The organism is uncultured Imperialibacter sp. (genome assembly GCF_963974565.1).
Lineage (GTDB): Bacteria > Bacteroidota > Bacteroidia > Cytophagales > Cyclobacteriaceae > Imperialibacter > Imperialibacter roseus.
Map to the genome: position 1 here is coordinate 117,805 of NZ_CAXBCJ010000018.1, position 12,638 is coordinate 130,442.

Here is a 12,638-nt window from a genome sequence, read left to right on the forward strand (position 1 = left end):
CAGCAAGAAATTATTTGCGAATATCGCATCGTTAACACACACGCATGACCAGAGTCTTAACACTTTACAAAAATGCCTTTGGTGGGCTTTCGCAGGCAGCGTGGATTTTGGCGCTTGTGATGCTGATCAACCGCAGTGGGTCGATGGTGGTACCCTTTCTTAGTGTGTACCTCACAGCCTCTTTGGGCTTTGATTTAGAGCAGGCTGGTATCCTGCTAAGCCTTTTCGGAATTGGCTCCATTGCCGGCGCTTTTATCGGTGGGTGGCTTACCGACAAGATAGGACACTTCTGGGTACAGTTTTTCAGCCTTGTGGGAGGGGGAAGCTTGTTTTTCTTTGTAGCCAACCTGACAGAGTTTTTGCCTTTATGTATTGGTATCTTTTCGGTGAGCGCCGTGTCGGAAATGCTGCGACCGGCCAACTCGTCGTCAGTAGCGCACTATGCCAGGCCCGAAAACGTAACACGGGCTTTCAGTCTCAATAGAATGGCGATTAATCTGGGCTATTCTTTTGGGCCGGCCGTTGGGGGAATTTTGGCGACTTTCTCTTACAACCTACTTTTCGTCGTTGATGGAATCACCTGCATATCGGCTGGGGTGCTTTTCTTCTTCTATTTCAAAAACAAAAAAGGGAACGAGCAAAAAGAGGATGAAAACAAAGCCACCTCTTCGCCTCTCAACGCACTGAAAGACTGGCGATTTGTACTTTTTGTTCTTTTGGTGCTGTCATTTGCAACAGTGTTCTTTCAATTGTTCATGACCCTCCCCCTGTATTACAAAGAGGTCTACCAGCTACCCGAGTCACAAATTGGATTACTGATCGGACTCAATGGGTTTATCGTCTTCCTGCTGGAGATGATCATTGTGTACAGCGTGGGTGAGAGATTCAGCATCAGGCGACTGGTGATGATCGGAAGTTTACTCAACGGATTAGCGTTCATTATTCTCAACCTGCTGCACAGCGAGCCCATTCTCTACGTAGCCGTGCTGATCATCAGTTTCGCTGAGATTATGGCCATGCCGTTTATGGCCACCTACACCGTACAAAGATCGGGGCCAAAAACCAGGGGGATTTACATGGGCATGTACTCTTTTGCTTATTCGGCTGCTTTTGTACTTGCGCCTGCTTTGGGAACAAACATTGTCAGAGTATTCGATTTCACCACCCTTTGGTGGATTTGCGGCGGTCTTTCGATTGCAACATCCATCGGGTTTTTCTTATTGCTGGCGCCTGCAAAAAAGAAAGCCTAGTCCTCCTTTTTGGTGGGTGTTGCATTCCACTCCTTCAAAAAGATGGCATAGGCATTGAGAGATGGGACTTCTTCCAATATAATCTTGACAATTCCCACAAGGGGGATAAAAAGTATCATTCCGGAAACACCCCAAACAAGCGCTCCGACGATAAATGACAAGAAAACGGCGAAGGCATTTATTTCAGTTGACGAGCCAACCACCCAGGGTCGGATCACATTTTCCTGAATCATGTTTGCCAACCAAAGCAGACCAACGATCAGCAAAGGAGTAAGCAGGGAATCTTTAGTTACTAGCGCATATCCTACCACAATGATCATCGCAATCAGGTTGCCCACGTATGGAATGAGGTTAAGAATAGCCACCAGAATGGCGAAGAACAGGGCATATTCGAGACCCAGCGAAAGGAAAATGATGATGTCCATGGCCGCAGTAATAGCGGTAAAGAGGCTTATCCCGACTATATAATTGCGTAACACTTTTTGAATTTTGCCAAAGACCTTCCTGATCGTCACCTGATTTGATTCGCTGTACTTCTCTTCTATGAATCTCGATGGAAGATCCCGGTAAAGCAGAATAAAGTAGATATAAATGGGCATTAAGAAAATATCGAAGAAAGATTGCCCAACGGATGAAATATTTCCAAAAAGCCATTTGACAACAGATTCCAGCTGACTCCCAATCATGCTCTTCAGCTCTTCCGTGTCATCAGCGATGCCAAGATCTTCCACAATAAATTGTTGCACTGTAGCAATGCTTGCGGAAAACCTCGTGGAAATCGAAGGGAGATCCTTGCTTATTGACACAACCTGTGCCGATAGAGTTACCAAGATTCCGATAATAACCAAGGTAAACAGAAGCACGGCTATGATAATTGCCAGTCCCCTCCTCATTCGTTTACTTTCCATCCATTCGACAAAAGGCATCATGAAAATGGCGAAAAACGAGGCCCAGGCCAGTGGTACCAGTAATCCACGGGTAATCATTAGCACCCAGACAACTACGACTATCAGTGCTATTATATAGAACTGGCGTTGAATTCCACTGATTTCTTTTTTAGCTGAAGGAGCCATTTAGTTTGCCTTTATTTTACCTATGAAAATATCATTCAAAGGTCTTCAAATTTAACGATCCAGCCACATTTTAAAAGCATTTACTTTTTCCCTTGCAACAACAACGTCCGTGTCGTTGCAGTTATGCAGCACCAACTTCAAACGACTGTTGGACCAGGCAATGATGTCTTTGATGGACTTAAACGACACTATGTACTTCCTGTTTATCCTAAAAAAGACTGAGGGATCGATCAGCGCCTCTGCCTGGTCAAGGGTAAAGTCAATGATAAACCGTTTACCTTCCTTGTTTTGAACAAAAGTGGCTTTCTCCTGGCTCACAAAATGGTCAATATCAGCTACCTCCACCGATTTCAGGTGATCGCCCACCTTAATGATAAATCTTTCTTTGTAGCTTTTTGCTAACCCCGCCAAAAGGCTTTCCAGCTTGTCAATCGGCAAACCTAACGAACCTCCAGACGGTTTAGTCAAACTTTTAAACTTCATGAGGGCCGCTTTCAGTTCGTCATCGTCAATGGGCTTTAACAAATAATCAACGCTATTCACTTTGAAGGCCTTGATGGCGTATTCATCGTAGGCGGTAGTGAAAATGATGGGAACTCTCACTTCTACCCTCTCGAATATTTCAAAGCTCAGCCCATCGGCCAACTGAATATCGAGAAACAACAAGTCGGGAGCTGGCTGGCTGGCTAACCACTCCACTGTTCTCTTTACTGAATCGATCTGGGCGAGAATTTCTACGTCGGGCACTATCTTTCTGACCATCTGGGCCAGTCTGTCGGCCGACAGCTTTTCGTCTTCAACTATTAAAACCTTCATTAAACTTTATCGAGGGTTAAAAGAGGCAGGGTTACTTCAAACTTACCGTTCTCCTGTGTGACAATTACTTTCTTGCCACTCAGAAACTCATACCTGTCCTTAATATTGGCGAGTCCGGTTCCGGAAGAGGGCTCCCTGGTGTGCTTTACCTGAAGCGTATTGGAAACCCGCAAGGTTTCCTCGTGAACAGAAATAGCAATTGTCAGCGGATGATCCTGTGAGATTTCGTTGTGCTTGATGGCGTTTTCTACCAGCATTTGAACTGACAACGGGGGTACCACTTTATGCATATATGTATCAGGAACACTTATGTCATATTTGAGGTTATCGCCAAACCGAATCTGCTGCAGGAAGAGGTAGTCTTTTACAAACCTTAGTTCTGTAGAAAGATCTATCAGCTCCTGCTTTCTTGACTCCAGCACAAACCTATACACTTCCGACAGCTTCTTAATGAACTTCACAGCAGTGTCCGGATCTTGATGAACAAGCGACGTAAGTACATTCAGTGAGTTAAACAGAAAGTGCGGATTGACCTGACTTTTCAGTGCTTCGTACTGAGAAGCCATCTGCTCCGACTTTAGCTTTTCAAAGTTAATAGCTGTTTGCCTCCAGCTGATAAAAAACTGCCGCCCAAACAAGAATGTCATGATCAACATGGTGCAGAACACCGGAAAGACGAGGTTATACATGAATCCAGAGGATAGCAGTGTGGCTAAATCCTTCCCCATGTATGCCACATAAAATAAGTAATAGATGATAGATGCCGCAACCAAAGTATACACCACCATGACAACCAAACCCACCCACAGCCGCTTGCCGGGTGCCTCCAGCCAGCTTATCCGTGTTTCTATAATTTCGGAAAGATATTGATTACCCTTCCAGAAAAACAGCCAAAACGCAGCATTAAGACAAAAGATGGCCGCCGTGAGTGAGGTGAGCTCTTCAAAGCAAGAATTACACGAAAGATAACCACCAATTAAGCCTCCGGCTACAATTAGCAGGGCAATTTCCTTTAACTCCCGCAGAACAGTCTTTCTGGTGATTTGCATCTCTGTTTTTTTGAAAAAAACCAAACGAAGCTTAAAGTGCAACAGGCTCGATTAATTTACAAGTATTTGATGAGCCATGGTTTAACTTTAGTTCCCTTCTCCCTCAGCCGGTTTTTGGCAGTTTTTCAGCATTCGCTCGGCCGCTCCTTGTCCCCAGGTGGGGGAAAAATCTCCATTATCCTTTTGCAAAGCATAGTTCTCTACAGCTTTGGTGAGCGTTTGGCAAGAACCCTCGTGCCCCTGACCGAAAAAGCTCTCCGTGCCGTCCTGCATTTGGGCCATGAAAAGCCTTGCTCTTGGGTTGGTTGGATCCATTTGGATGGCCTTGCCAAATGTTTGAAAAACCCTCGTGGACAAAGTCTGGCCTCTGGTGCCAGGGTCGAAAGCAATACTTAGCATGTCCGCATAGCCTTGCATGGTGATCAGCTCCACATTGTCTGGCGAGGCTTCCAAACCGGTTTCAACAAGCTTCCTCGCTCTGTTCATTTTCTCATCCTGCAGAGATAAAGTTTCCTCTTTTGTTGCCATCCACGTATAGGCAAGCGCAGCATAGTAATGTGGCTGCCATTTGTCTTTTTCCACGTTGGCAATTCGCTCAAACTTGTTGGCTGCATTCTGCCAGTTCTCTTTGCCTCCGTCAGCCGAGAACAATTGCTCCAGGGCTGCTTTCATTCCTTTTTCATAAGGCGTTTGCGCATTGGCTTGACCTACCAACAAAAGAGCCAGAAGAGCAATAAGTGTGTTTAGTTTTAAGGATTTCATGACAATTAGCGGTTAAGTTTAATTTCTACAGATGTGTCTTTTTTGAAGCTGATTTTGGTCTGCTCAAAGCTGGGAGGCCCAAATTTGCCCATCACATTATTACTGAAGCCATAAGGCTCGGTAGGAATGACCAGAAAAGTGTCGAGTTCGCCATTTTCATTTTCATCATGAATCACGCTCACGGCATACTCTCCATAAGGGAGGTTTTCAAAAACAAGCTCCTGGCCTTCCGCTGTTGCTTTCGCTGAAACACCCTTTACTGGCTTCTTGAGGAAATTATCTTCCTTGTCGAACAAACCAACCATTACCTGGCCTTTCAGGTCACCCGGGTTGGTAACTTTCACTACCAGCTTGCCCTGGTTATCGCCGGCCTGACTTTCAATACCAGCCAGTAGCAAAATCATCATCAGTACATTTTTCATTGTTATGATATTTAAGTTGAATTATAAGTTTTCGAGTTGATTCTTTGACTTGTCCTTAGATAGCGTAATGAAAACTCCAAGGAACAAGAAACGTTTAGCTGGCTGCCCGATAGCTCTCGACTCAAAGACACCGTCGCTGTTTGGGTAGTCTGCAAACTGGTAACCGAAGACGTTGTCCCGACCCAGCAGGTTGGTGGCTGAAGCATAGAAGATAACCTGCGGACGAAACAGATAAGCTATGTTAAAGCTGAAGTCCTGATAGCTGGGAAGCTGACTGTTCATGACCCCATCTTTGTTGGGGTCGTTATAGTAGCGGCCGCTACCATAAGAGTAAGTAAACCCAACCTGCGACTTGATGGCGTCGATAAAGTGCTTGTAAACGAAAGAGAAGTTATGTTTCGAAGCAAACCCAGGCACCGCTGACGACTGAAATGTGAGATAGTCTCTTTCGGTATCGAGAAATGAATAGGACACCCAGTAGTCGATGTTCCGAAACGTTTTGGCGTCTCGGAAGAAAATATCCAGGCCATTGGCATCACCATACCCCTTATTGTTGAAGTAGGTTGGGTTATAAGGTTCGTTCCCATTGTATTTCACTAGCTTATCATACGCCTTCATGTAGCCTTCCACTCTGAACGTCCTGTTATCTTTTTGAATTTGATAGTTAAGAATGTAGTGGGAGGCAACTTCAGACGAAAGGCTGGTAGTTACCCGAAAGCGTTCATTATCTGGCGTTTGGTAAAACCTACCATAAGCGAAGGACACCTGGCTGAATGCTGTGGTTTTGTAGGCCAGCGATGCTCTTGGTGCCAGGTTCCAGCTATCAATGAGAGACGAATACTCCAACCTTGCTCCGGTTCTGAACACAAACTTATTGGACAGGTAAACATCAGCCTCTGCAAACGTAGCGGGCAACGTCTCCGTCTTTTCATTGATCAGGCTTTGCCCTTCTGCACTCGTAATGTTATCAGCGAAATCTCTGACAATTACCTCCTGACCAAGCTTAAGCGTCATCTTCTCGTTGCTATCGTTAGTGAAGACTGACTTCACATGCCAGGCATGCTCCCCCTTGTCTACACGGTCGGCGTCGAAGTCAATATTGTCTTCAGAAATAGTTTGACTAACACCTCCGCTATAGTACCAACCACCTCCCAGCTGGTTCTTGTATGTGGCATTGAGGTAGCTGTATCCGTTCTTTATGGCGATTCTGTTGCTGCCGCCCGGGCTGTTGATATCAGGCTGACGAAGCGCAAAGGAAGCATTGGCAAACGAGCCATAAAGCTTGAAAATTCCGCTCTTCCCACTTTTTTGTCTTACCATAAAAGAACCGCCCAACGATTCAGAAGGCTTTTCCCAGTCATATGCCTGATTGATCAGCGACTGATATGGCTTCAGGTTAGTATAAGCAAGCTCTCCAAACACGGATCCCCTCTCCCATCTTTCAGTGTGGCTTGCGCTTCCACCCACACTCATCAAAGAAATGTTTGACTCGGTTTGTTCGGGGAGGTCAAAGGTGTTGAGCACCAGGGCCGACGACATCGCTTGTCCGTATTCAGCGCTGTAACCGCCTGTACTGAAAAACGTGCCTTTGAACAGGAAGGGCGAAAACCTTGAGCGGCCTGGCATATTGGGGCCGCTGGTGTTGTAGAAGCTGTTCATCAGCATGCCGTCAACAAAAGTTCTGGTTTCGGTGCTGGCCCCTCCTCTCACAAAAAGTCGCCCCGACTCTCCAACTTTTTGAGTCCCTGGCAGTGTATTCAACGCCCCTGGAATGTCGGCAGTCGCCCCCGCTGTCATGGCAATATCGAGTGGTTTCAGTACGACCGACTTTTTCTCATCGCTTGCCTCGAAAGTGCCCGCCGTAATTGTAACGCCATCAAGTTTGTTGATTTCCTCCTGAAGTTGGATGGTTAAGTCTATCGACTTGCCTTCCAGCCTCAGTTCCGTTACATGCTTCTTGTAGCCAATAAATGTTGCCACCAGTTGTTGGTCTCCGGCCTCCACAGTTTCAAAGGAAAACGCCCCTTCCATGTCTGTGGTAGCACCATCATAAGTGCCGTCGACATAGATGTTGACGCCGGGAATAGGCTCACCTGATTTCTCGGTGATCACCCCCTTGATGATTGTTTGCGCAATAAGGGGTGTTGAAAAAAGTAGCGCCAGAACATAAAAAACGATTTTTAGTAGCTGTATCATTGAATCACTTGTTTGTCGTTGAATGATTCAAAGGTGCCATGCTCCCGACCGCTTTAATAATAGAAGTGACTGAACTGTAGAAGAAGCCGGATGAAATGATGCAGGGTTTGGATGGATGTTTTTATCTTTAATCGACCTTGAATTGAAAAGCATGAAAACCATACTCTTTTTCTTCGCATTTGCGCTGGTAGCCACCGGCAGCCAGGCCCAGCACTCAACCGAACCTGTTGACGTAGTGAGCCGCCAGTTGGACGCCTACAATGCCAGAGACATTGACAAGTTTCTTGACACGTACAGCGACACCGTCAAGATTTATAACTATCCTGACAAACTACTTATGGACGGAATTGGGAGCCTTAGAAAAGGATACGAAGGTTTCTTTCAAACTGCCGTTGACCTTCACTGCGACATTGTCAACCGAACTGTTTTAGGCAATACGGTTATTGACCACGAAAGTGTGGTCTTTGACAAGAACAAACCCCGGCTTGAAGCAATTGCCATTTACAAAGTAAGTGACGGAAAGATTTTCGAAGTGCGCTTTATCAACGCCAGAACTGGCACTTAGGGGGCGCTAGCTGTCGGTTGTTTATCAGGTACAAACAAATGAATCGGATGCCCGCAAATGAACTAACACTTCTGTTATTTAGTCTGGGTGCTTTTCAGGGGGTTTTACTTTCGGTGTTACTCAAAGTAAAATACCGTCGTTCTGAGTCTGACTACCTCTCGCTGATTTCTCTGTTCTTTGCGTTACTACTTGCCTTTTATGTGGCATATTGGGCCAAACTGGATACACCTACCTACCTCTGGTGGGTTCAATACGTCACTTTTCTTATCGCTCCGCTTTTCTATTTACTCATTAGAGGTATCTCAATCCAACAGGCAACAAAGTGGCCCACCCTCCTTCATTTTCTTCCCTTCCTTGTGGCCATCTTCGCTCTATACATGCCGATAAGTCCAATGTTTCTTTTCCTCTTGCAGCCGTTTCACCTGCTCCTATATGCGGTTCTTTCCTTCCCTTTCGCACGAAACAGGCAAGCGAACGTTCGACGCTGGCTATTTATACCATTGCTGGCCTATGCCCTGCTGTTTGTGCTATACTCCATTATGGTTGCCACAAAAACACTGACATTGGAATTTGACTACCTGATTGCCGCCGCTTCATGTTTCTTTATTTATGCGCTGTTGATCAAATCTTATCTGCAGCCCCAATTCATCAACCAACTCGCTGTAGAAGAAAAGCTAAGCACCTACATTTCGGAAACAGTACTTTCACAAATCGAGCACCATTTCAGGGAGTGCAAGCCTTACCTGAATGGTGAATACAGGCTGAACGACCTTTCGAACGACTTATCATTAAAGCCCTATCAGCTAAGTGAAATCATCAACCAGAAATACGATGGATTTAACAAGCTGCTGAATGACTACCGGATAAGAGAATCCATCGACCTTTTGAACGACACGAATAAAAAGGTTATCGACATAGCGCACCTGAGCGGTTTCAACAACAAAGTCTCTTTTTACAAGTCGTTCAAAAAAGCAACAGGAAAAACGCCAGTGGAATGGAGAACCGCTCACAAAAAACCGGTTAACATTTCCACGGATTAACTCCTTCGGTCTTTTTTCAACATAGATTGACTGGAAATCAAAAACTATCAATCTATGAAAAGGATCATCTTAATTGTTCTGGTAACCTGTGGCTATGAGGCACATTGTCAGGAACTTCAAATTAGCAAAATTGACACAACCCAATACTTCGACTTTTGGGTAGGAAAATGGAAAGCGACCTATGATGAGGGAAATGGTGTGCAACAATACGGCATCAACACCATTGACAAAATTCTCGACGGAACAGTGGTTCGAGAGACTTTCGAACTCGACGGAGGGCAAAACAAGGGTTTCAAGGGCACGAGCATTTCCGTTTACCAGCCCCAGCTTAAGAGATGGAAACAGGCCTGGGCTGATAACCAGGGCGGTTATTTCGATTTCGAAGGTGAATTTGTGGGAGATAAACGAATCTTTAAGACCCAGGTATTTGGGCGGGGCGACAAGCGAATCCAGCAGCGCATGGTGTTTTACAACATCCAACACGACTCGTTTACATGGGACTGGGAACTCTCATCGGATGGAGGAAAAACCTGGGCGCTGAGCTGGCGCATTTTGTATGAGAGGATGGAGTAATTTGCACTATCATTAGTCTGTTGAAGAATTTGCTCTTGCTCAGTCGAGAATTTTTAATAAATTCCAATTGTTTAATCCACCATGAGCGAGAACATACAAAATCTTATAAAACGATTTGAAAGGCACAGAAATGTGACAGATGCCAAGTTTTCATTCGTTCTTGAGCGGCAAAAGATGATAGAATCTGCCTTAAAAGAGTTACAGGAGGAGAGCTCCGACTTTTATGGGTATGTGGCAGAGTCTTTGAAGGAGCTAGACACTGAAATTTCAGCCATTAAGAATAAAATCAAAGACCTGTAAGACGCCTGTTTCCTTTCAAGCAGGCGCACACTTAATCTCTCAGGCCTGATAGACATTCAGATCCAAATACTCATTCCTGAACTTGCCTTGTGGGTCATATTTTTTGACCAACTCCAAAAACGACTGGTATTTTGGATACCTGTCATGCAAAGTTTCGGGAGCTACGGTAAACAACTTGCCCCAATGTGGCCTGACTCCAAATGGAGATAACTCTGCTTCAATCATTGGCAGTAGCTTGCTTACCTCCGGCCAGTTTTGCTTCCAGGTAAAATGAATGGCTACGCTTGGCTGCCTGTAAGCTGTGCTCATCCACAGCTCGTCGGCTGCAATGGTTCGAATTTCAGTGATCATCAATTGTGGAAAGATCAGGTCACGTTTTTTCTCAAGCGCCAAAATAGCGTCTACGGCATTTCCCATGGGAACAAAAAACTCCGACTGTAGCTCCTCCCCACTGCTGGGCGTAAAGCCCATCTTGAAGTGCGGCAGGCGGTCGTACCAGGGGCCTGGCTTGCCCATTTGCTCGGTACAATTTTCAGCTGAAAGACGGGTAATGGGATGCAGGTTGTTGGTGGCAGCGGTTGCTCCATAGAATTCGACGCAGGCATCTGTTATTTCCTCGTCCATCCGCCTTTTGATCCACACCTGGCTGACCACCTGGTTCTGCCAGTCAGTAAATAAGCTGACGCTGTAGCCGGCAGACATAATAGCTTCAAAATCCTTTTCCAAAGATGCCAGCGGTAAATCCTGAAAAACGTCCTGCCTCACATCGAAGGTCTTCTCTATATCAAGCGTCACTTTCGTAACAATGCCCAATGCGCCAAGGCCGACGACAGCTCCATAGAAATCCGGATCACCTTCTTTCAATTTCACCAGTTGACCGTTGCCATCCACCAGCTCAAGCCCCTTCACAGCGCTTGCCAGGTTTCCATTCCCCACACCAGACCCGTGAGTGGCCGTGGCAGCAGCACCGGCAACAGAAATATGAGGCAGGGAAGCCAGATTGTGCAAAGCGAAACCCTTCTGATGAAGCTCCGGGGCAAACTCCCCATACTTGGCACCCGACTCTACCGTCACAGTCATCGCCTCTTCATCGATCCCCAAAACCTTATTGAAGTTTTTAGTAGATATCTGATTTTCAGGGCTGTCAGCTATATTGTTAAAGCAGTGTTTTGAACCCAACGCCTTCTGACTCGACAACTTTCTGACAAGCCCCTGAAGTTCCTCGGTGGTTTTGGGTTCCAGAAGGTTCTTTGCTTTGTACTGATAATTGCCAGCCCAGTTCTTTCGCACTTCCGTCGGCTTATCTTCGCAAGAAACCAGCGGCACCACCATTGATCCGGCTACAAATGCGCCCGTTGTTTTCAAAAACTCCTTTCTCTTCATACGATGTCAGGTATAGGTTGGCAAGAAGTTAGCAATTTTCCTGATGAATGCCCCACCTGCGTACCTCAATTTCCTAGAGCATCTCCTCCAGCGCACCCACCAGCATGTTCACATGGTTTTTGGTACAGCTTTCGCCCATAATACCTATTCGCCAGATTTTGCCTGCAAACACGCCTAAGCCTCCACCAACTTCGATATTATAGTCATTTAACAGACGAGTTCTGAGCGTAGCTTCGTCAACACCCTCAGGTAAGTAAACGGCATTCAAGTTCGGCAAACGATGCTGCTCATCTACCACAAACTTAAAGCCCAAAGCCTCCAGTTTCATCTTCAAATAATTGTGCACAACCTCGTGCCTGGCCCAGCGCTCTTCCAATCCCTCTTCCAAAACAATATTCAATGCCTCGTGCAGCGCAAAAATGGCAGACACAGGGCCGGTGTGATGATAGGCCCGCTTCGCCCCTGCCCAGTAGTTTTTCACCATGGTCAGGTCCAGAAACCAGCTTTGCACTTTGGTCTTGCGGTTGTCAAGTACCTTGACTGCTGCCTCTGAAAAACTGACAGGCGAGAGCCCCGGAGGGGCGCTGAGGCACTTTTGAGAACCCGAATAAATGGCATCAATGCCCCATTCGTCGACTTTAAGGGGCGCTCCTGTGTAAGAAGTAACGGCATCAACAACGAGCAGCGAACCTGCATTGTGCACCAGGTCACTTATCTCCTGCAAAGGCTGCATGGCCCCGGTGGAAGTTTCAGCGTGCACAATGGCTACCAGTTTTGGCTTTGGGCATACATCCAACACTTTTTTGATCTGACTCACTTCGGTTACCTTGCCCCAGTCGGTGTCAATTCTGTGCACCTTTGCCCCGCAGCGCTCGGCTATGTCGACCATCCGGCCACCAAAAACGCCGTTGACGCAAATGATGCACTCGTCGCCTGGCTCCAGCAGGTTGACCAGGCAGGTCTCCATGCCGGCCGAACCTGGTGCTGACACAACGAAGGTGAGATTATTCTTGGTAAGCAGTGTTTGCTGCACCATGCTTTTCACCTCGTCCATCATCCTGACAAACTCAGGATCAAGATGCCCAATTAGCGGCGAAGACATGGCCTTCAGCACTCTCGGGTGTGCATCTGACGGGCCAGGGCCCATTAGTACTCTATGAGGGGGATTAAATGGGTAAGTCATAATTGTTCTGGTTTCTTCTCTTATCA

13 protein-coding genes are annotated in these 12,638 nt (G+C 46.3%); 5 read left to right on the top strand and 8 right to left on the bottom strand.

The genetic code is table 11. The features are described from left to right. Positions 1-44: 44 nt before the first annotated feature. Positions 45-1,250 carry an MFS transporter gene (locus AAC052_RS21475; RefSeq protein ID WP_339815446.1) on the top strand — a complete coding sequence of 402 codons (1,206 nt, stop codon included), beginning with the start codon at positions 45-47 and terminating at the stop codon, positions 1,248-1,250. Here the strand turns inward: AAC052_RS21475 and AAC052_RS21480 are convergent. The 6 genes from AAC052_RS21480 to AAC052_RS21505 all read right to left on the bottom strand — a co-directional run bounded on the left by AAC052_RS21480 (position 1,247) and on the right by AAC052_RS21505 (position 7,568). After that, complete coding sequence (locus AAC052_RS21480; protein WP_339815447.1) at positions 1,247-2,323, bottom strand: AI-2E family transporter; 1,077 nt, start codon at positions 2,321-2,323, stop codon at positions 1,247-1,249. The two genes, AAC052_RS21475 and AAC052_RS21480, sit on opposite strands and share 4 nt — an antisense overlap. Before the next feature lie 51 nt (positions 2,324-2,374). Beyond that, positions 2,375-3,139 carry a LytTR family DNA-binding domain-containing protein gene (locus AAC052_RS21485; protein ID WP_339815449.1) on the bottom strand — a complete coding sequence of 255 codons (765 nt, stop codon included), beginning with the start codon at positions 3,137-3,139 and terminating at the stop codon, positions 2,375-2,377. After that, positions 3,139-4,188: a histidine kinase gene (locus AAC052_RS21490; protein ID WP_339815450.1), complete on the bottom strand. Its 1,050-nt coding sequence runs from the start codon at positions 4,186-4,188 to the stop codon at positions 3,139-3,141. Before AAC052_RS21490 ends, AAC052_RS21485 begins: the two co-directional genes overlap by 1 nt. Positions 4,189-4,275: 87 nt before the next feature. Then, positions 4,276-4,950, bottom strand: coding sequence for a hypothetical protein (locus tag AAC052_RS21495; protein WP_339815451.1), 675 nt, complete (start codon positions 4,948-4,950; stop codon positions 4,276-4,278). A gap of 5 nt (positions 4,951-4,955) precedes the next feature. Next, a complete protein-coding gene (locus tag AAC052_RS21500) occupies positions 4,956-5,372 on the bottom strand; it encodes a DUF2141 domain-containing protein (RefSeq protein WP_339815452.1) in 417 nt (138 codons plus the stop codon). A 21-nt stretch (positions 5,373-5,393) separates the two neighbouring features. Next, a complete protein-coding gene (locus AAC052_RS21505) occupies positions 5,394-7,568 on the bottom strand; it encodes a TonB-dependent receptor (protein ID WP_339815453.1) in 2,175 nt (724 codons plus the stop codon). A 151-nt stretch (positions 7,569-7,719) separates the two neighbouring features. Here AAC052_RS21505 and AAC052_RS21510 point away from each other — a divergent pair, with 151 nt between their 5' ends. From AAC052_RS21510 to AAC052_RS21525, 4 genes are all read left to right on the top strand, one after another. Continuing rightward, positions 7,720-8,133, top strand: coding sequence for a nuclear transport factor 2 family protein (locus AAC052_RS21510; RefSeq protein WP_339815454.1), 414 nt, complete (start codon positions 7,720-7,722; stop codon positions 8,131-8,133). A 47-nt stretch (positions 8,134-8,180) separates the two neighbouring features. After that, the gene (locus tag AAC052_RS21515) at positions 8,181-9,173 is read left to right on the top strand and encodes a helix-turn-helix domain-containing protein (RefSeq protein WP_339815455.1); all 993 of its coding nucleotides are present in this window, start codon (positions 8,181-8,183) and stop codon (positions 9,171-9,173) included. Positions 9,174-9,227: 54 nt separating this feature from the next. Next, positions 9,228-9,746 carry a hypothetical protein gene (locus AAC052_RS21520; protein WP_339815456.1) on the top strand — a complete coding sequence of 173 codons (519 nt, stop codon included), beginning with the start codon at positions 9,228-9,230 and terminating at the stop codon, positions 9,744-9,746. Positions 9,747-9,827: 81 nt separating this feature from the next. After that, positions 9,828-10,046, top strand: a complete 219-nt coding sequence (locus AAC052_RS21525; RefSeq protein ID WP_151999903.1) for a hypothetical protein — start codon at positions 9,828-9,830, stop codon at positions 10,044-10,046. Between the two features lie 39 nt (positions 10,047-10,085). Here AAC052_RS21525 and AAC052_RS21530 read toward each other — a convergent pair whose 3' ends face one another. Together AAC052_RS21530 and AAC052_RS21535 are read right to left on the bottom strand one after the other, a co-directional pair. Further along, positions 10,086-11,429, bottom strand: a complete 1,344-nt coding sequence (locus tag AAC052_RS21530) for a D-arabinono-1,4-lactone oxidase (protein WP_339815457.1) — start codon at positions 11,427-11,429, stop codon at positions 10,086-10,088. 73 nt (positions 11,430-11,502) lie between these two features. Further along, a complete protein-coding gene (locus AAC052_RS21535) occupies positions 11,503-12,612 on the bottom strand; it encodes an alanine--glyoxylate aminotransferase family protein (RefSeq protein WP_317491343.1) in 1,110 nt (369 codons plus the stop codon). Between the last annotated feature and the right edge of the window lie 26 nt (positions 12,613-12,638).